General features: G+C 45.4%; 20 protein-coding genes. 13 read left to right on the top strand and 7 right to left on the bottom strand.

The annotated features are described in order from the left end of the window. Window positions 1-29 precede the first annotated feature (29 nt). Window positions 30-626, bottom strand: coding sequence for a Uma2 family endonuclease (locus QUA04_RS16235; protein ID WP_333258346.1), 597 nt, complete (start codon window positions 624-626; stop codon window positions 30-32). 261 nt (window positions 627-887) lie between these two features. On the opposite strand from QUA04_RS16235, the gene QUA04_RS16240 reads away from it, so the two are divergent. Next, entirely contained in the window at window positions 888-1,262 is a 375-nt protein-coding gene (locus tag QUA04_RS16240; RefSeq protein ID WP_015179219.1) for a hypothetical protein, read from the top strand. 106 nt (window positions 1,263-1,368) lie between these two features. On the opposite strand, the gene QUA04_RS16245 is transcribed toward QUA04_RS16240, so the two are convergent. Then, a complete protein-coding gene (locus QUA04_RS16245; protein ID WP_333258347.1) occupies window positions 1,369-1,638 on the bottom strand; it encodes a hypothetical protein in 270 nt (89 codons plus the stop codon). A gap of 220 nt (window positions 1,639-1,858) precedes the next feature. On the opposite strand from QUA04_RS16245, the gene QUA04_RS16250 reads away from it, so the two are divergent. The 3 genes from QUA04_RS16250 to QUA04_RS16260 all read left to right on the top strand — a co-directional run bounded on the left by QUA04_RS16250 (window position 1,859) and on the right by QUA04_RS16260 (window position 4,210). Further along, complete coding sequence (locus QUA04_RS16250) at window positions 1,859-3,082, top strand: hypothetical protein (RefSeq protein WP_333258348.1); 1,224 nt, start codon at window positions 1,859-1,861, stop codon at window positions 3,080-3,082. 10 nt (window positions 3,083-3,092) lie between these two features. Continuing rightward, on the top strand, window positions 3,093-3,326 hold the full coding sequence (locus QUA04_RS16255; protein WP_333258349.1) for a hypothetical protein: 234 nt from the start codon (window positions 3,093-3,095) through the stop codon (window positions 3,324-3,326). A gap of 245 nt (window positions 3,327-3,571) precedes the next feature. Next, window positions 3,572-4,210 carry a restriction endonuclease subunit R gene (locus QUA04_RS16260; RefSeq protein ID WP_333258350.1) on the top strand — a complete coding sequence of 213 codons (639 nt, stop codon included), beginning with the start codon at window positions 3,572-3,574 and terminating at the stop codon, window positions 4,208-4,210. Window positions 4,211-4,290: 80 nt separating this feature from the next. On the opposite strand, the gene QUA04_RS16265 is transcribed toward QUA04_RS16260, so the two are convergent. From QUA04_RS16265 to QUA04_RS16275, 3 genes are all read right to left on the bottom strand, one after another. Beyond that, window positions 4,291-4,626 (bottom strand): ribulose bisphosphate carboxylase small subunit, encoded by a 336-nt coding sequence (locus QUA04_RS16265; RefSeq protein ID WP_190745620.1) that lies wholly within the window; start codon window positions 4,624-4,626, stop codon window positions 4,291-4,293. A gap of 44 nt (window positions 4,627-4,670) precedes the next feature. Beyond that, the gene (rcbX, locus tag QUA04_RS16270; protein ID WP_333258351.1) at window positions 4,671-5,081 is read right to left on the bottom strand and encodes a RuBisCO chaperone RbcX; all 411 of its coding nucleotides are present in this window, start codon (window positions 5,079-5,081) and stop codon (window positions 4,671-4,673) included. 136 nt (window positions 5,082-5,217) lie between these two features. After that, window positions 5,218-6,648 carry a form I ribulose bisphosphate carboxylase large subunit gene (locus QUA04_RS16275; RefSeq protein WP_333045238.1) on the bottom strand — a complete coding sequence of 477 codons (1,431 nt, stop codon included), beginning with the start codon at window positions 6,646-6,648 and terminating at the stop codon, window positions 5,218-5,220. Window positions 6,649-6,803: 155 nt separating this feature from the next. Here QUA04_RS16275 and QUA04_RS16280 point away from each other — a divergent pair, with 155 nt between their 5' ends. From QUA04_RS16280 to panB, 5 genes are all read left to right on the top strand, one after another. Beyond that, window positions 6,804-6,959: a hypothetical protein gene (locus QUA04_RS16280; RefSeq protein ID WP_333258352.1), complete on the top strand. Its 156-nt coding sequence runs from the start codon at window positions 6,804-6,806 to the stop codon at window positions 6,957-6,959. Window positions 6,960-7,279: 320 nt separating this feature from the next. Beyond that, the gene (locus QUA04_RS16285; protein WP_333258353.1) at window positions 7,280-9,037 is read left to right on the top strand and encodes a serine/threonine-protein kinase; all 1,758 of its coding nucleotides are present in this window, start codon (window positions 7,280-7,282) and stop codon (window positions 9,035-9,037) included. A gap of 230 nt (window positions 9,038-9,267) precedes the next feature. Beyond that, complete coding sequence (locus QUA04_RS16290) at window positions 9,268-10,560, top strand: ATP-binding protein (RefSeq protein ID WP_333258354.1); 1,293 nt, start codon at window positions 9,268-9,270, stop codon at window positions 10,558-10,560. A 208-nt stretch (window positions 10,561-10,768) separates the two neighbouring features. Beyond that, on the top strand, window positions 10,769-12,442 hold the full coding sequence (locus tag QUA04_RS16295; protein ID WP_333258355.1) for a tetratricopeptide repeat protein: 1,674 nt from the start codon (window positions 10,769-10,771) through the stop codon (window positions 12,440-12,442). 289 nt (window positions 12,443-12,731) lie between these two features. After that, the gene (panB, locus tag QUA04_RS16300) at window positions 12,732-13,508 is read left to right on the top strand and encodes a 3-methyl-2-oxobutanoate hydroxymethyltransferase (RefSeq protein WP_333258356.1); all 777 of its coding nucleotides are present in this window, start codon (window positions 12,732-12,734) and stop codon (window positions 13,506-13,508) included. Between the two features lie 61 nt (window positions 13,509-13,569). On the opposite strand, the gene tatA is transcribed toward panB, so the two are convergent. After that, window positions 13,570-13,761: a twin-arginine translocase TatA/TatE family subunit gene (gene tatA, locus QUA04_RS16305; RefSeq protein WP_006632937.1), complete on the bottom strand. Its 192-nt coding sequence runs from the start codon at window positions 13,759-13,761 to the stop codon at window positions 13,570-13,572. Between the two features lie 128 nt (window positions 13,762-13,889). Between tatA and QUA04_RS16310 the strand changes: the two genes are divergently transcribed. The 4 genes from QUA04_RS16310 to QUA04_RS16325 all read left to right on the top strand — a co-directional run bounded on the left by QUA04_RS16310 (window position 13,890) and on the right by QUA04_RS16325 (window position 18,497). Continuing rightward, window positions 13,890-14,627, top strand: coding sequence for a phycocyanobilin:ferredoxin oxidoreductase (locus tag QUA04_RS16310; RefSeq protein WP_333258357.1), 738 nt, complete (start codon window positions 13,890-13,892; stop codon window positions 14,625-14,627). A 71-nt stretch (window positions 14,628-14,698) separates the two neighbouring features. Next, window positions 14,699-16,342, top strand: coding sequence for an HlyD family efflux transporter periplasmic adaptor subunit (locus QUA04_RS16315; protein ID WP_333258358.1), 1,644 nt, complete (start codon window positions 14,699-14,701; stop codon window positions 16,340-16,342). A 147-nt stretch (window positions 16,343-16,489) separates the two neighbouring features. Continuing rightward, entirely contained in the window at window positions 16,490-17,650 is a 1,161-nt protein-coding gene (gene devC, locus QUA04_RS16320; RefSeq protein ID WP_333258359.1) for an ABC transporter permease DevC, read from the top strand. A gap of 124 nt (window positions 17,651-17,774) precedes the next feature. Next, complete coding sequence (locus QUA04_RS16325; RefSeq protein ID WP_333258360.1) at window positions 17,775-18,497, top strand: DevA family ABC transporter ATP-binding protein; 723 nt, start codon at window positions 17,775-17,777, stop codon at window positions 18,495-18,497. Between the two features lie 17 nt (window positions 18,498-18,514). On the opposite strand, the gene QUA04_RS16330 is transcribed toward QUA04_RS16325, so the two are convergent. Continuing rightward, complete coding sequence (locus QUA04_RS16330; protein WP_333258361.1) at window positions 18,515-19,426, bottom strand: hypothetical protein; 912 nt, start codon at window positions 19,424-19,426, stop codon at window positions 18,515-18,517. Window positions 19,427-19,722 lie beyond the last annotated feature (296 nt).

Here is a 19,722-nt window from a genome sequence, read left to right on the forward strand (position 1 = left end):
AGTTACATCAGCAAATATTTGGAATTGGTTTACTCACTGCTGTTATTGTACCTCACCTTTGTAAGAAATGCTATAAGAACAAATCCGGGCAAGACATCTTCTCCCGATAAACTTACAGGAAATTGTACAATCTCTACTTCGCGAGAAGGGCGATAAATCTCCACTTTTTCGTCTAGAGGATTAATTAACCAACCCAAGCGTAAACCGCTGTTTAGATACTCCTGCATTTTCTCCTGAAGCGGCCGCAGGGGGTCTGGGGGCGATCGCAATTCTATGACAAAATCAGGACAAATTGGCGGAAATTTCTCTTGTTCTTCTGCTGTTAAAGCAGACCATCTTTCTAAGCTAACCCAAGCGGCGTCTGGAGCTCGATAGCCATTATTAGGCAAGCGAAAAATTGTAGAAGAACTAAACACTCTCCCTAGCTGCGTTTTACGGTTCCACAAGCCCAAATCTGTAATTAAATAGGCTTCTCGATTGCCGCTGACTCCGCCTACGGGTGACATAATAATGATTTCTCCTTTAGGTGTCCGTTCAAATTGCCAATCTCGATTCATCTGGCATAAACGGTAAAACTGTTCGTCTGTTAGTTCGACAGTATCTAAGTTTAAAATAATGGTTGTCATTTTTCCTAACTCCCTAGAAATATGAGTCCTGCAAACCTATTTTAGCGCCGCATTTTGTCAATTTTAACATCACTCCTCATAGCCCGGACTTAAGCTTTAATACGAGGGCTTAAGCCCCAGCCCAACTATTGCGAAGTGCAAAATATTAGTTGAAAATGTAATTAAGTTCGATCGCCCAATTCCCACCTTAATCAAAAAATGCTATAATAGCAACTTTAATTGCTAAACTAATCCCACCAGCAGAGAACACAGGAAAATAATATGGTGATTATTACCTCACAACAAATTGCCCAATTTCGCTCGCAATTAGCCGAATATCCCGAAGCCCTAAAAGCCCTAGACGCCATCGAAGATTGCGAAGGTAACATCGAAGATGCTGCGATATCTCTAGCAATTCAAGCCGGACAAGAACCGAATATCTCGGAAAATTGGTTAGACGGATTGGCCAAAAGATGCCGCGTTGCTATCTGCAAATCAGAGGTTAAAGAAGAGTTGACAAACGGACAATTGAATGCTGCCTTTAGAGATTTAGTTGCCGCAAAAATTTGCCCTGATATTTTGGTGACTTCGGTGATTATTTATGTATTTAAAACTGGGGTGAATGATTTTTGCGAGCCTCTCGAATATAAACTGTAAAGCCATCGCTGCATTTAAAAATTAGGTGAAGCGAAGCTATCGCCAAGGGTAGGGAATCGCCCTCATTTCTCAAAACATGATACAACGAGGCGATCGCACTTTTTCTCTACCCCTGTACACTACTGTACCCAGCCGGCACCAAATCCGGCGACAAACCCAAAGATTTCCCCAGCAAACGAGCAAGTTGTACTAAAAAATTAGCAGTATCTTCGTCACCTGCGCGCGCCATTGAAGCCGATATCTGGATTAGCATTTGCACAAAACCCGCATCAATTAAATCAGAACAGGAACTCAAAACCTCTGGTTCTTGGCCGTTGGGACAGGTAAGCACTCGCTCGATTAAGTTCAAATAAGCCTCTTGGCGTTCTGGATTCATTTTGGGAGGATCTATACAGTAAATAATTTATTATTACGCTTAACTGAGTCCTGTCAATCATGCGATAGAATATGCGATCCCCGTCTTTCCTCTAGAAACTCCATTCAGTCAGGAATAGACACAAGTTTAAAGAAAATCTTAAGTTTCTCAATGCTAGTTTAGTCGAGGTAAGGTGCGCCGAAGAGCACCCTACTATTCAAGGGAATTAGGAATATAAAAAATGAAAATAGGAATATTTTTAGGAAATCTCGGAAATCCCACCATCTACTATCCCAAACTAGCCAAAATCACCGGCGGAGTCACAGCCAGTATTTTTCTGTGCCAATTATTGCAATGGCAAGCAGAACATTCCTACTCCGGTGAATGGGTGAAAACCAACAGCGCAGAAATAGAAAAAGCCACAGGTTTAAATCAGGAAGAACAGGAATTAGCGAGAAAGCAGCTCAAAGTGCGATCGCTCCTGAAAGAAAAGCTACAAAATCCCAACACCGACACCCTAGAACTCTGGGCGGACATTGACGCTTTGGAGGAAAAACTCAATAACTTTTGGACATCCAATCCTGCGGGAATTATACCACAGACAACCCGCGAAAGCAACAATCGACCTGTAGAAATAATCCCCGCAACATCACCCCCAAATCATGTAGTTAAAACCGACAAATATTTTGGGCAACCCCGCCAGCAAATAGCCGTTGCTGTCACGCCTCATTACCGATTTAGCGGCCCTTGGAATTCTCAAGAACAACTGCACAACTTTCAGCGAGCTTTAGAAGCATATGCTCTTGAGCATAATTTAGGATTCGGCAATCCTTCTGGATGGGCATTTAAAATTATTGACAGCATGACAAAAGGCTTAACCTCGACTTTTTGGGATGAATTTATCGCCGGAATCCCGTTAGGAGAAAGTCAGAAAGTCAAGCGGGATTGGGAAATCGAGCCGGAAGTGCCTTATCCTGCTTTTGAAGAGGAGCGAATTCAGTATTACGTCCACAAAGGCGAACCGCTAGAAGCAGCAGTATCTAAGGCACGTGCTGACTTGAGAAACCCGGTTTTGGGCAAGGATTTGTGGGAGGGATTTTTGCGAAAGTGCGATCGCCTTGCTGATGATGCACTTAAAGCTAAACTGCAGGGCGTTGACACACCATATCTGCCGTCTTCCTTCAACGAAAAACCGCAAATCACCAAGGATAGTGTAATGCGGAAGTTAGGGGCGATCGCGCCTCAATCGGTCTTAAATCAATCCACATCTGAAACAATTGCTGAACCGCCAAAACTCGAACAAAAAGAGCTGCCAAGCGCCGCCGAAATCCCCAGTATTTCCTCTTTGCAAAAAGCTTACCAAACTCCTCTCGGCAGAAGTATAGTTGAAAAACAAATCGCTGCCAACCCAGAATGGGGCTACGAAATAGTTGACGGTGAAATAGTCGAATCAATCCCTTTTTAATGAGGCGGATATGAAACGAATTAGCGATATTAATCCGCTGGGAGAAGAGCGACCAAATCCGTCTGAGGAAGAGAGAGAAAAACTGCGGCGGGAAAGGTTGCAGCGAGAAAGAGATGAAGGATATCAAAAGTTAGTTGAACTCTGCAATTTAGGCGAATGCGATATGGCCGAGCAGTTGGCAAATCGCAACTCTAATTGGGGTTATGAAATAGTTGATGGAATTGTGATGGAAAGGATAAATTAGGTTCGCATTTATCCCATTTGTCACTTTCATGGGCGGGCAAGATGCCCGCCCCACAAAAAAATTAATATGTCGTGGAACAGGCATCTTGCCTGTTCCTAAGAATATGGGCCGGCTCTCCGGCATACCCCACAAGAAACTTGATATGTTGTGGAACAGGCATCTTGCCTGTTCCTAAGAATGGTGCAAGTGGACTACCGCAATGTCTATGTTATAATTATAACTAAAAATTAAATAACTATTAAAATATGACGACAACTATTAATGCCAAAAACCTAACATTAGCAGAAGTACACCGTCTGTTCGGCTTTCAAAAGCAGTACACGATCTCATTTACCTCTCTGTTATCCCTTGAAGATATCACAGAACACGAACAGCAGGAACTTATACAAATTAGGGAGGACTTCGATGACTACATTTCAACTGATCGAGTTTCTGAAGGACTGGTAAAAGCTCTGACTACCTTTCCCCTAATGCGATTGGCTGGGTTCTACCGCCGCCCGATTAAAATTAGTTTAGAACAAGACATCGCCGAAATTAGCATTGAAGATGAAGATACAATCGTTAAAGGACGGTTTGATATCTTGGCTGTCAACAGGATAAAACCCATCAGAAGCGATACATATTTTTGGGTTTTGGTGATTGAAAGTAAAAATTCTGGAATCAACGCATTGATGGGTTTATCCCAATTGCTAACCTATGCTTATCAAAATTTAAAGTATCAAGACACAATCTGGGGATTGACAACAAACGGAATGCACTATCAGTTCGTCAATATTCAGGGGGGCAATACTCCAACTTATCAGCTAATGCCTTTGCTAAACCTGATGGAGTCCGACTCTTCAATTTTGTTGCTGCAAGTGTTAAAAGCTATTTGCAAACTATAAAAAAAGAGGCAGAGAAAATTCCCCGCCTCAAATCTGCAATGACTGTTAACCTAAAAGTTAGATTAGCCAGCCAATACTTTTTAGTAGCCTCTGGTGTTAGGCTTGTGGACGATGAAGCTGAGCACTTGGCATTGCTTCACGTTGTCAAAACCCATGACGCGGATGTAGCAGCTAGGATTTTCTTGACGGCAAGCTTGAACTTCAGCCATGATTTCTTGGACGCTGCGAGCACCAAACAAAGGCAACTTCCACAGAGTCCAGTAGCGCATTTCAGCGGCAGAGGTTTCGTTGAATTCTACGCCGGGAATGTAGCCTTGATCCAAGATGTACTGGAGTTGCTTGGCAATTTGCGCGTCTGTCAGCGGGGGCAAATAGGACAGAGTTTCGTAACGACGCTCTTTAGGTAAAGTCTTCATTTTTGTATCTCTAAGGTGTGTGTTCGATCGCACTTGTCGATCGATTAACTCGACAAATTATCCAGATTCGGTTCAGAATCTATTGATGTTTCAGGATTACTGCTAGAAACAGACCAATTAAGTTGCGTAGTTCGCTCTAAATGCTGGCGTCTGTGTTCCATATTCGCCTGTTGAATGCCAGTACAAACCATTTCTGGCAAATATTCTGTCACATCGTGAGCCAGATACTCTCGCACAGTCATGATCCGAAAGCCTAAATCTTGATTTTCCAAAAGCAACTCTTGAATATAAGCTTCTCCATCTTGGATTTTGCCCTTAGTGGAAAACTCATTCAACCAGATTGCCAAAGGAGGATTGGTTTCGCTCAACTGAGCTACCACCATCCGCACGGATTGATAGGTTAGGTAACTTGCCAGCACCTTAGCGGTGTCTTTCGCAACTTGTTTGAGATCCATTTTGACCCCAGCCCCCTCAAATTTTAGATTTTGGATTTTAGATTTTGGATGCAAACTTACTTGTAAATCTTCTTCAAAGATAAAGACTCCACAGCAAGTTTGCTACCTAAAACCTAAAATCTCAAACCAAAAATCCTTAAAGGGTATCCATTGCCTCGAACTCAAACTTGATTTCTTTCCAGAGTTCGCAAGCAACAGCCAGTTCAGGAGACCATTTGCAAGCTTCGCGAATTACGTCGCCGCCTTCGCGCATCAAGTTGCGGCCTTCGTTACGAGCTTGGACGCAAGCTTCCAAAGCAACGCGGTTAGCAGTTGCACCAGGTGCGTTGCCCCAAGGGTGGCCCAAGGTGCCGCCGCCGAACTGCAAGCAGGAGTCGTCCCCGAAGATTTCCACCAAAGCCGGCATGTGCCAGATGTGGATACCACCAGATGCAACCGGCATGACACCGGGCATGGAGGCCCAATCTTGGGTGAAGTAAATACCGCGGCTGCGGTCTTCTTCGATGTGGTCTTCGCGCATCAAGTCTACGAAGCCCATCGTGATGCCTTTTTCGCCTTCGAGTTTGCCCACAACTGTACCGGAGTGCAGGTGGTCGCCACCGGACATCCGCAAGCACTTGGCAAGCACGCGGAAGTGGATACCGTGGTTTTTCTGACGGTCAATCACGGCGTGCATAGCGCGGTGAATGTGCAGCAAGATACCGTTGCGACGGCACCATTTGGCCAAGGTGGTGTTAGCAGTGAAACCACCGGTCAGGTAGTCGTGCATGATGATGGGGGTTTTGATTTCCTTAGCGAACTCAGCCCGCTCCATCATTTCTTCGCAGGTAGGGGCAGTTACGTTGAGGTAGTGACCCTTGACTTCGCCGGTTTCTGCTTGGGCTTTTTCAATAGCTTCTTGAACGAACAAGAAACGATCGCGCCAGCGCATGAACGGTTGCGAGTTGATGTTTTCGTCGTCTTTGGTGAAGTCCAAACCGCCGCGCAGAACTTCGTAAACGGCACGGCCGTAGTTCTTAGCAGACAGACCCAATTTGGGCTTAATTGTACAACCCAGCAAAGGACGGCCGTACTTGTTCAATTTGTCCCGCTCAACGGTAATACCGTGAGGAGGGCCTTGGAAGGTTTTTAGGTAAGCAATGGGAATCCGCAAGTCTTCCAACCGCAGAGCACGCAGAGCTTTGAAACCGAACACGTTACCGACCAAAGAGGTCAGCAAGTTGGTGACGGAACCTTCTTCAAACAAATCCAAAGGATAGGCAATGAAGCAGATGTATTGGTTGTCTTCACCAGGAACTGGTTCGATGTCGTAGCAGCGACCTTTGTAGCGGTCGAGGTCGGTCAGGAGGTCAGTCCAAACAGTCGTCCATGTACCTGTAGAAGATTCAGCAGCCACAGCAGCGCCTGCTTCTTCTGGGGGAACTCCCGGCTGCGGTGTGACGCGGAAGGCAGCCAAAATATCTGTATCTTTCGGCGTGTAGTCCGGCGTGTAATACGTTAGTTTATAGTCTTGAACTCCGGCTTTATACCCAGCCTTTGATTGAGTTTGGGTTTGCGCGTAAGCCATATCTCGCTTCCTAGTATTCGCTTAATTTTTTTGCCCGATCGCAGGCTGTTAAAAATATATCAACAAAGTGTCACTCTCCAATTTTAATATTCTTTTAATCATCATAAGTATTGTTTATTTTGCTTTACATTCCGAAAATATTTGTAACATATCTTATGAAATGCCAGCGGCGAAGGATGCAGGAGGAAAGGCTGGGGATCGCAGAGCGGGGCGGGAATTTTGAGCGATCGAAATATATTGTGCAGCGAGCCGAACAGCGGATCAATACGGTTTATGTAAAGAATTTAATACTTAAAAATCAGAATTGGTAATTGGTAATGGGGCCGGGGGAATTAGTTAGAAATACCTAAAGTTGTGGTTGGGAGTTGAGATCGATCGCCCGATCGATCTCAACAGCCATTCAGTATGTAACAATCTAAAATCCCAAATCTAAAATCCCGTAAATCTGAGACCGCTAACTCAAAAATCCACAGGATACCACATAATATGGACAGGGCTTGTGCAGCAAGAGCAAGCTCGTTTCTCAAACCAAATCCGTCGTTACAGCAATTTAACCTCGCTGAAAACCTGGTTTCTGCGTTAACTGCGCGTAAGTCTAGTATGGATATTTAGCCCCATTCTTACTCTGGTTGTGCCTCACCCCCCTTCAAAAGCCGTTCACTGCATCAATCCAGATTGCCCAAGGCCCTATCCTCAGACTTGGGGCAATAATTTTTGTCATAGTTGCGGGGCTCCCCTGCGGCTGAAAAATCGCTACGTGCCTCTACAAAGCCTCGGTTCCGGGGGTTTTGCAGCGATTTTCACAGTTTGGGACACAGAAACTGAAACCGAGCGCGTCCTGAAAGTGTTGCTCGAAACGGCCCCGAAAGCGCTGAAACTGTTCGAGCAAGAAGCTTGGGTTTTGGCACTTTTGCGGCACCCTGGCGTCCCTAGAGTCGATCCTGACGGTTATTTTCACGTCCAAACGCAAAATTTCGCAGGCGGGGATGGAAATCCTGCGGCGAAGCGACTGCCTTGTTTGGTAATGGAAAAGATTCACGGCAAAACTTTAGAAGAGGTTCTCGACGAGCACCCTCAAGGATGTCCGCAGGAATGGGTGTTTAGTTGGCTGAGTCAAGCTGTGGAAATTTTAGAGGAGTTGCACAGGTGTCAGATTATTCACCGGGACATTAAACCCTCAAATTTGATGCTGCGAGACCCGGCATCGCCCCAAGTTTTGCTTAGCAAGGGTTTGGGCGGACTGCAATTGGTGACGATCGACTTTGGGGGAGTTAAACAGATGGGCGGTGTCGAACCGATGGGGAAAAATTCTCCGAGTTCGACGCGGTTGATTTCGCCTGGGTACAGTCCCCCGGAACAAATTGTGGGCGGCGGTGTGGTGCCGGCGACGGATTTTTATGCGCTGGGGCGGACTTGTATTCACTTGCTGACGGGGAAGTATCCGGCGGAAATTGAAGATCCGATGACGGGGGAGTTGCGGTGGCGCCACATTGTATCTGTGAGTCCGCCTTTGGCGAATTTGTTGGATGATATGGTGCGATCGAATGTGCGGGAACGTCCGGCGACGGCTGGGGATGTTCGGGCGCGTTTGCAGGAGATTTATGCTAGGAGTAAGGGCAAAATCGCGATCGCCCCAATGGGTCAAGCTATTGTAGAATTCTGTCGGCAAGTAGTGGTGGCGGGGGCGCAAAAAACGGGAAGTTTGATGGTTGTGCTGTTCGGCGCGATCGCCCAAATCGTGGTAGCTTCTCTGGATACCGGCTGGGAAATGGTGCTGGGTGGCGTTGGTGGAAGTGTGGGGGCCATCGGCGGTTTGGTTTTGGGCTATGCTTCGCCTATTGGCCCGGAAATTGCCAGTTTTCTGAATGAAGGTTTGCACCAATTAATTCCTAACATGACTTTCGCTGTCGGGCCGGAAGTGCTGCTTTTTGGGTTGGCTGGGTTCGGAACTGCGATCGGTTTGACGGATGCGGGGAGTTTTCGCCAGCAAAAACAGTATTGGCTGTCTGGATTGATGGGAGCTCAGGGTTATTTGTTGGCGGGTTTGTGCTGGATGGAAGCAACAGCTTCTAGCGGTGTGCAGGGGGTTATTTTGGGAGCTTTTGCGATCGCCTCTTTGACTGTGGGAATGGGTTTGCGGAGCCATCAATTAGTTCACGCTTTGGTTGTGGCTGTTTTCTCTACGGGAATGTTTCTGTTGCTGAATGCTTGGAACATTTTTCCGGGGAGTTTCTTTGGGATTTTGTCACTGTCTAACGTTACCTTCGGCTGGCTGCAAGTTTGGGGTTCAATTGTGTTCTTTGGTTTGTTGGGAAGTGCGATCGGGCTTTGTTTGGGAGTCAGTCATTATTTAGTTGTGCCTTTGTTGCGGTGGTTGGGTTGGAAGTAAGAATTAATTAAACATTAAACATTTCACCTCAGATTCATATCCCCCTAAATCTCCATTAAAAATATTCACTTTTGGTAATCTTATCCCCCCCTTGTTAAGGGGATCTAGGCGCGCTCTCCGGCTTTGAAAACTATTGTGGGGCGGGCCGGAGAGGTCGCCAAACAATCTACAATTTAGAGGCTAGACAGCTTATAATCATGAAGAACATTAAATAATAGCCTCAGAGTGCCATGTCAAAAATATTATTAGAATCCTTTCGGACAGCCTATGCAAATATGGAGTTATCGCCGCTGATAACTCCGAAAGAAGTCGAGAACTTCCGAGTAGAATACGGGACGGAAGTCCTCGAACAATTAGAGCAATTAGTCGAAGATGACCCTTCCGGTAGGGGTAAAATTATTTTTAGCGGGCATCGCGGCTGCGGTAAATCTACACTGTTGGCGGAGTTTTGCCGCCAGATGGACGATCGCTATTTTACCGTCTTTTTCTCGATTTCCGACTTGATAGAAATGTCGGATGTTAATCATATTAATATTTTGTTTGCGATCGCAGTTCAGTTGATGGACGCAGCAGAAAAACAGGAAATTCCCATCAAACAATCAATTAAAGAATCATTTTATAACTGGTTTGCCACTAAAACTAAAACAAAAATTGACGAATTGGGCGCCAGCGGATCGGTCGGTTTTAACTTGTTTAAGATGATTACAGGCAAGTTAAAAGCTGATGCAACGATTCGTGAAGAAATAAAACAAGAATTTATTCGCAAAGTTTCTGATTTGGTGGCGACAATTAACGAGATTGCTGCCGTAGTTCGAGAAGGCGCGAAAAAAGACGTAATTGTAGTGATTGATGACCTGGACAAGTTGGATTTAGGTGTCGTTCGCCAAGTTTATCAAGAACATATCAAAGCGCTGTTTCTGCCGAATTTTAGGATGATTTTAACAACTCCTATTTCGGCGCTGCGAGATGTCTCTTTGGCCGCTACCGTGGAAACGGAAACTAACGATCAAATCGTGTTCATGCCAGTCACAAAGCTGTTTAAACGCGGGGAAAGCCGGAATGCTGATGCTGTTGCAATGGCGGAACCGGCGGCGAGATTGAAAGAAATTTTAGCTAAACGGTTGGGAAGCGAATTGATCGAACCGGAAACACTCGATCGCGTTGTCGCATACAGCGGTGGAGTATTGCGAGAATTGATTAGAATTGCTAACGAATGCTGCCGCATTTGTTTGCGGTTGGTGCGACGGAATCCAGAAGCTGCGATTACAATTAATGCCGAGGTGTTTGAGGAAGCGATTAATAAATTGCGGATCGATTTTGATACCCGTTTAGGAACAACGGATTATGAGATGTTGATGGCAACTTACAGAGATTTTAAACCTGCTGACCCGAAAGCACAAGGGTTTTTGGATTTGCTGCATGGATTGTATGTTTTGGAATATCGCAATGCTGTTTTGTGGTACGACATTCACCCTATCGTGCTAGAATTGTTAAAGCAGCGAGATGATTTTCCGCGTGAATAATTTCTTTTATAGTCGGCGGTTGAAAGGGCGGTTGAAACCGCTTCTTGTCAAACGAAGTCCCAGCAAAGGGGGACTAAGGTAATGTCTGAGTCCAAAGTCGATCCCCCCTAACCCCCCTTAATAAGGGGGGGACAAGAGTGTTCTCAAAGTCCCCCTTAATAAGGGGGATTTAGGGGGGTCGAGACTTCGATATCAATGACAATTAATTATGTCGAATCTCAACAGTCAAAACCAAGATAATTATGAAGATTTACTCGTGTCAATTGAAGCGGGTAAAGATATTCTCAACTTGCTAATCGCAGTTTGCGATGATAGCGACTGTCGCGATCGCCTAATTTCGGATTATGAAGCACAACTCGAACCGGATATCCGCCGCTATCGCGTAGAATTGGCGAGGGGTGAACCGAGTTTGCGATCGGCGATCGCCAATTTAGTCGAACAAGAAGCATATTTGCAGCAGGGGGGAAAAGCCGTGATCACCGTGACGGGTGTGGAGAAACTGCGGTTTTTTAAACAATTTGGCGAAAGTCGATCGGAACAACAAGTGTTTTTTGGTTATTTGCAATGGACGCGGGAAGCATTGCGGGAGTTTCCGTTTTCGATTGTGTTGTGGGTGACGCGACAAATTGAAATTCTGATTATCGATGAATCTCCTGATTTTTGGGGTTGGCGGAAAGGTGTGTTTCGCTTTGATACGAAAAAAACTCCGGCTGTTCCCAAAACAGAATTTGAACCGTTTCGATCCCTAGTTGCAGAGGACGATCGCGAACCGCCGAGTTTGATTCCGCTGGAAGATTTGCAGGATTTAATCGCGCGAACCGAACAGAAAAAAGGACTCCAAGACCCCAGTTTGGCAAGTCTTTATGCGAGTATGGGGAAGATTTATTACAGAAGGATAAAGTCGGGAGAGTGCGAAAATTTTCAGGATGAGTATGAATTGGCGATCGATTATTTTCAAAAGGCGATCGCCCTTCAACAAGAGTTAGATATGGAACTGGAATTATCAAGTAGTTTAAGTTACCTCGCCGGACTTTATAAATCCCAAGGAAGGTACTCGGAAGCGGAACCGCTGTATTTGCAAGCTGTGGAAATAGACAGGCGCTCGCTTCCTGAAGACCATCCCAATTTAGCTACTCACCTCAACAATTTAGCCCAACTTTATCAATCCCAAGGAAGGTACTCGGAAGCGGAACCGCTGTATTTGCAAGTTGTGGAAATAGACAGGCGCTCGCTTCCTGAAGACCATCCAAGTTTAGCCATTCACCTCAACAATTTAGCAGAACTTTATCGTGACCAAGGAAGGTACTCGGAAGCGGAACCGCTGTATTTGCAAGCTGTGGAAATAGACAGGCGCTCGCTCCCCGAAGACCATCCGGATTTAGCCATTTACCTCAACAATTTAGCTTTACTTTATAAATCCCAAGGAAGGTACTCGGAAGCAGAACCGCTGTATTTACAAGCAGTAGAAATAGACAGGCGCTCGCTCCCCGAAGACCATCCGGATTTAGCCAATCACCTCAACAATTTAGGCGGACTTTATTATGACCAAGGAAGGTACTCGGAAGCAGAACCGCTGTATTTGCAAGCATTAGAAATAGACAGGCGATCGCTTCCTGAAGATCATCCCAGTTTAGCTATTGACCTCAACAATTTAGCCCAACTTTATCAATCCCAAGGCAGGTACTCGGAAGCGGAACCGCTGTATTTGCAAGCTGTGGAAATTTTTCGCAGCAAGTTGCCCGCAAACCACCCCAACATTCAGGTTGTGTGGAAAAATTATGTTGGGCTGTGGCGTGAAGGAATAAGTAAAGGACATTTGACATTTGAGCAATTGCAAAAACATCCTTTCGGGGAACAGTTATTAGCCGAACTTCAGGAATAAATAAAAATATCTATCTCAGTTACAAATTTTGTTAAAGTGTACAATATGCCGCCTAAATTGTTGATTATTTAGTCGCTCGCTCGCAGCTTATACCTAGTGCTGAGGCGCATCATTGCAGGCGTGCATTGAGTTTTTTATGGTGCGTGAGGCGCGGAATTAATTTGCTCAATTTTTTGTGACAATTCTTAATCGCCGCGCCTCATGCACCCTACAATATGGATTGTATATAATTTGTTATATTTGGTATTATAAGTAATAGCAGGAGAGAATATTATATTTTTGCACTAAAATGTCAGTCACTACTCATCAATTAATTCAGTGGAAACAACAAGGGCGGTCAATTGTTGCGCTGACAGCTTATGATTATGCGATCGCCCAACTCATCGATCAAGCAGGCGTAGATATCATCCTAGTTGGCGATTCCCTCGCCATGACAGTCTTAGGCTACGACACAACCCTACCCATAACCCTCGATGAAATGCTGCACCACGCTAAAGCAGTGCGCCGTGGAGTTAAACAAGGATTAATTGTTGTCGATTTGCCGTTTTTGACTTACCAAGAAAGTCCCCAGCAAGCCATGCACTCTGCCGGGAGAGCTTTGAAAGAAACAGGCGCTCAAGCTGTAAAATTAGAAGGTGGATATCCAGCAATGGCCGCCACAGTTTCGCAGCTAACATCCGCCGGAATTCCGGTGATGGGGCACGTCGGTTTAACTCCGCAGTCGGTACACCAACTCGGCTACAAAAAACAAGGAAAAACGGCCCAAGCAGCCGATCGCATCCTAGCAGAGTCGATCGCCCTTCAAGAAGCCGGTGCCTTTGCGATCGTCTTAGAACACATCCCCGCAGACTTAGCCGCTCAAATTACCCAAAAACTAACTATTCCCACCATTGGTATCGGCGCGGGGCCGCACTGCGACGGCCAAGTTTTAGTTACTTCCGATTTGTTGGGACTTTCCGAAAAACAGCCGCCTTTTGCGAAAGCTTACGCCAATTTGCGAGAAACAATTACCCAAGCTGTGAAAGATTATTCCCTGGAAGTTAGAGAAGGCAAATTTCCCGAATAGGTTCTTAGTGAGGGCTTGAACCCTTAAAAAGGAAGACTAAAATCCTCACTACAAACCTAATTTACACTTTCGGCTGGCCCTCTTCCTCTTTATCCTTTTCAACAGCTTCATCCTCAGATTGACCAACCCCTTCCTTAAAACTCCGCAGCGTTTTGCCCAAAGCATTTCCTAACTCAGGAATCTTCTTGGGGCCGAAAATTAGTATGGCAACCACCGCAATAATGCCCATTTCGGGCAATCCCAGACCAAACATACAATATCTCCTGTAAAACTTGCTCGATCGTAAGTCAATCTACTGATATTGTTAAAGTATCTACCTTTTTTCCTGCATCTTGCAACAGTAGAATCAAGTTTTATTAAGCTATCCCCCGATAAATAAGAATGTTAGAAACATCCCAGCCTTCTCTGCGCGACCAACAGCACCATCTCATCCGCGATTTAGCAGACCGAATGGAAGCAGTATGGCACCGCTATCTCGACCTCGAACCCTACCACCTGCCCGCTGAGTTGGGATACGTAGAAGGCCGCTTGGAAGGAGAAAAACTGATCATTGAAAACCGCTGCTATCAAACGCCCCAGTTCCGCAAAATACACCTCGAACTCGCTAAAGTCGGGCCCTTGCTTGACATTCTGCACTGCGTGATGTTTCCCAGACCGAATTATGCTTTGCCGATGTTCGGTACGGATATCGTAGCAGGCAAAGGCCAAGTTAGCGCCGCGATCGCAGACCTTTCTCCCCTCAATCCCGATCGAACTTTGTCGGAAACCTACCGAACCCAACTGGAAATTTTGCCAATCAAGCAATTTTCTTGTCCCCGCCAAATTCCCGAATGGGGGGATATTTTCTCAGAATTTTGTCTGTTTGTGCGGCCAGAGTCGATCGAAGAAAACAGTCGGTTTTTGGATATTGTTGAATCCTACGTTGAAATTCACTGCAAACAGGCAGTCGCTTCCGAACCAGTCTCTGCCGCCGAAGCATCGGAAATTCTCGACGCTCAAATTTACTACTGCACCCAGCAGCAGCAAAACGACAAAACCCGTCGCGTACTCGAAAAAGCTTTCGGTCAAGATTGGGCCGAACATTACATGACCGAGGTGCTTTTTGATATTCCTAAATAGCTGAATTTGGTTTACAATACTTAATAGTAGGTGGGCAAAACTTAATTAGGAAATCACCTACTTTATAAGTAATGGGAAAGGAATCACGGGTCAAGGATAAATCATTTTTAAAACCCCCAGGGCGAGGAATCATCGGTTTAGCGATCGCGGCCACTCTCATAACCACAGGAGTCGGTTTTTGGCAAGTATCTCAAATTAGGAAAGCCGAAGAGTTAAAGGCAGCGGCTGCAACGGCTGCTGCAACTCCCGCCTCCACCCGCACCAGCGTTACCGCTTTGGGTAGGTTGACTCCCCAGGGGGAAGTTATCAAATTGTCCGCCCCTTCTGCGTCGGAGGGAGCAAGAATTGAACAGTTGCAGGTGGAAGAGGGCGATCGAGTCAGTCAAGGACAAATCATAGCAGTTCTCGATACGCGCGATCGACTCCAAGCAATCCTCCAACAAGCCGACAAAGAAGTCAAAGTCAAACAAGCAGATTTAGCGAAAATTCAAGCAGGCGCAAAAACAGGCGTTGTGGGCGCTCAAAAAGCAGAAGTTGCCAAGTTTGAAGCACAAGTGCAAAGGGAAACCGAAGCCGAAGCAGCCAATGTCGCCCGCTTAGAAGCTCAACTCCGAAGAGAAACCGAAGCCGAACAAGCTAACGTCGCCAAGTTTGAAGCACAACTGCAAAGAGAAACCGAAGCCGAACAAGCTAATCTTGCCAAATTGGTGGCACAACTAGAAAGAGAAACAGAGGTGCAGCAGTCCAAATTGGCTAGGCTAGAAGCTCAATTGCGTGGGGAAATTGCCTCTCAAAACGCTACAGTCGATCGGCTAAAAGCCGAATTGAAAAACGCCGAAGCCGAGGAACAACGCAACAAAGAACTCTCCGAAACAGGCGCAATTTCTGCTTCGGCATACGACACCAAACGCTTAGCAGTAGAGACGGCTCGCCACAAAGTCAAAGAAGCGCAAGCTGTATTAGAAAAAACTGTGCAAACACTGCAAGAGCAAATAGTCGAAACGAAAGCAACAATCAAACAAACAGTAGAAACAGGCAAGCAAGAAATCAATCAATCCCGAGCCAATCTCAGACGCAAGTTAGAAACAGGTAGGCAGGAAATTAACCAAGCCAGAGCAACCTTAAATCAAAAGATAGAAACAGGACGAGAACAAATTAATCAAGCCGAAGCAATACTCAAACAAAAAGCAGAAACCGGCGAAGAACAAATCAATCAAGCCAAAGCAAATCTAGACCAAATTGCCGAAGTCCGTCCCGAAGACGTGCAAGCCGCCCAAGCCGCCGTAGAAAGTGCGATCGCCACCAAACAAAAAGCTCAAGTAGACTTAAACTTAAGTTACGTCAAAGCACCCGTATCCGGCTACATCCTAAAAGTTCACAGCCGACAAGGAGAACGTGTCAACACTCAAGACGGCATCGTAGAACTAGGCGGCACCGATCAAATGTACGCCATAGCAGAAGTTTACGAAACTGACATCGCCAAAGTGCGAAACGGCCAGCGCGCAACAGTCAGCAGCCCGGTTTTTGCAGGCACTTTGGAAGGAACAGTCGCTCGCATCGGCAAACAAATCAGCAAAAAAGATGTCCTTAATACAGACCCCGCCGCCGACACTGACGCGAGAGTTATCGAAGTTAGAATTCGCCTCGATCCGGAATCGAGCAAAAAAGTTGCAACCCTGACAAACTTGCAGGTTGAAGTAAAAATAGACATTTAAAATGGGTAATTTGTAATTTGTAATTGGTCAGAGGAGCGCTCGATATTGTTACTCATTACTCGTTCTTCCCTCTTCCTCCTTCCTTATTCCCTTTTCTTTCTTCCTCCTTCCTCCTTCCTTCTTCCCTCTTCCTTCTTCCTTCATTGTATGGCAAAAATACCGCTAGCTTGGGCACAGTTAACCCGCGAAAAAATGCGTTTAGTAATTGCGCTAGCCGGCATTGGATTTGCCGACTTGCTAATGTTTATGCAGTTCGGATTTAGAGACGCGCTATTTGAAAGCTCCATCACCTTTCACTCGAAGTTAAAAGGGGATATTTTTATCACCAGCACCCAGTCTACGGCTTTAATAGCCATGAAAAGTTTTCCCCAGCGTCGCTTGTATCAAGCTTTGAGTTTTGACGGCGTTAGATCAATTAGTCCCGTATATTTAGGCTTTGGATTGTGGAAAAACCCCGACCCCAACCAGCGAAATACTCGGCAATTGATGGTAATCGGTTTTGACCCCGCTCATCCCATCTTTGATATGCCTGAAATCCAAAATAATTTGGACAAAATCAAAATTTCGGATGTGGTTTTATTTGACCAAGCTTCCCGCCCGGAGTTTGGGCCGGTAGTGGAATATTTCAAGCAGGGAAAAGTTGTTGAAACTGAAGTTGACAATCGCCGCGTTAGGGTAGATGGTTTATTTACTATAGGGGCCTCTTTCGGTGCCGACGGAAATCTTGTCACCAGCGATTTGAACTTTATGCGGATTTTTTCGACGCGGAGAACAAGAGGTTTAATCGATATAGGTATTGTTCACTTGCAGCCGGGAACAGATGTTAAGGCTGTTGTTGATAAAATGAGGGCAACTTTGCCGAACGATGTGAGAATTTCTACTAAAGAAGAGTTTGTAGATTTTGAAAAAAAATATTGGCAGGAAAGTACATCAATCGGATTTGTTTTCACTCTCGGCGCGGCAATGGGATTTATCGTTGGGATTGTGATTGTTTATCAAATTCTTTATACTGATGTTACCGATCATTTACCCGAATACGCTACGCTCAAGGCGATGGGATATAAGGATATTTACTTTTTGGGTGTGGTGTTTCAAGAGGCTTTGATTTTGGCAATTCTTGGCTATTTGCCAGGGTTTGGAGTTTCTTTGGTGCTGTACAATTTAGGGAGAAGTGCTACGAGTTTGCCGATGTATATGACTTTGGCGAAAGCTATGACTGTTTTTATTATGACAGTTGTCATGTGTTCTGTGTCCGGGGCGATCGCAGTTAGGAAGTTGCAGGCGGCTGACCCGGCGGATATTTTTTAACGAAGGAAGAACGAAGTTCGGCAACGGATTCTGTAACGGATGTAACGGATGTAACGGATGTAACGGATGTCAGGAAGAAGGAAGAAGGAATTACCAATTACGAATTAACAGCTACAAATCACCAATGAATACTTTACCAGTTGTCTCAATTAAAAATCTCAATCATTCCTTCGGCGAAGGACAACTTCGCAAACAGACCTTATTTGATATCAACCTAGACATTTATCCGGGCGAAATCGTGCTGATGACAGGGCCTTCGGGGTCTGGTAAAACAACATTGTTAACCTTGATTGGAGCTTTGCGATCGATCCAAGAAGGTAGTCTGAAAATTCTCGACCAAGAATTGCGGGGAACTGGGAAAAATAAATTAGTTAAAATCCGCCGCGACATCGGCTATATTTTCCAAGCTCACAATTTGCTCAAATGCTTGACAGCTAGGCAAAATGTGCAAATGTCTTTAGAACTGCACAGTCATCTTTCTCCCCAAGAAACTAATGATAAAATAGAGCAAATGCTGCAAGCTGTAGGCTTGGGAGAAAGAATAGATTATTACCCGGACAGTCTTTCTGGCGGACAGAAACAAAGAGTTGCGATCGCCCGCGCATTAGTCAGCCAGCCGAAATTAGTATTAGCAGACGAACCCACAGCAGCCCTAGACAGTAAATCAGGTCGAGATGTGGTAGAAATTATGCGAGGTTTGGCCAAAGAACAGCACTGCACTATTTTGCTTGTTACCCACGACAACCGCATTTTAGACATAGCCGATCGCATTATTCACATGGAAGACGGCTACCTCGCACAAGATACATCAACAGCGGCTGCCACAGGCGTTCTTTCGGGAAAATAATATTAATCCACCTCAACTTATTTCCGAGAACCGGGACGCTTTCCTCCTACCTTGGCCGGACTTTTCGTTCCACCTTTGGCTGGCGTTTTAGAACTACTTTTGCCACTTTTTTGACCCTTAGCTCCTACCAACTGGCTATCATTGACATTTGTAGGTCTACCAGCAGGCGTTCTCGTAGTCCTAAAGGTAACATTCACCCCTTCATTCGACTGTTCCAGCACCAACATCGGCGTCGGCTTGGCTTTTTGATCCCACTCAATATGAACTATGCGACCTTGAATTGTCGGCTGCCAACTGTCGTGGTCGTCTGAAGGACTCAGATAAGTTTCCAAACAGTCAATAATTTGATTAATTGTCGCCGATGTTGCCTGAGTCGGCAGTTTCATCAGCTTAATTTGAATCCGAAACAGCACACGTTTTTCTATTTTTACCGCCGGATCGCCAGTTTCGTATTCGATATCAAACATCGAATCCACTTGCCTGCCGCTGCCCGCATTGCCATTTTTATCTCCCACTGCCCCCTGAGTCGGACGCAGGGCAATACTAATTTTCTCTTTGACTTTTACCTTAATCTGGTTCACAATGGCAAAGTGAAATACTTCTTCCGCCATTCGCATTCTCAGGTAATCTAAATTAAAGTCTCGCGAGTGGATAAGGTCGGGATTCTTTTCCATCTTTAACATGGTTTCCAGAGCCATTTTGTATTTTTTCTGGAGTTCTCGATTTCTAAACTCCTCAAATTTCAGCTTTTTACTCAAATCGTCGAGTTTTAGCTTGGTAAACACCGCTAAACCGATAAGCAATAACAACAGTAATCCCGACCCTCCCATTAAGAGTTGGTCTGAGGACGGATCTCCGGGTTTAGCCTTTTTAGGTTTGGGAGGGGCTACTGCCAACCTTGGTTCTACAAGGATTATTTGGGTTGACATGGGCTTTTAAAGGGTAAAATTTGACGCTATATTTATACAGGACTCCAGAGTAGAGCTGGTAGTGCAACTGGATCAACCAACATTGACATCATTCCACCATCATCTTGGTACAACTGGATTTCTGCAACTGGAGCACGCACCCTCTAATTAATACTTTATCTTTAACTGCAAGCAGGTTTCCGAAATATCGGAAAATCGCCCGCTGGTACTGGCCAATAGAAATGGTGAATTGTCTGTAATATATTATACCTATACAGCTAAAAAAAATGTTTGTTCGGCGGTATCCGTTTCTCGGA

This window comes from Microcoleus sp. S13_C5 (genome assembly GCF_036700845.1).
Taxonomy (GTDB): domain Bacteria; phylum Cyanobacteriota; class Cyanobacteriia; order Cyanobacteriales; family Microcoleaceae; genus Microcoleus.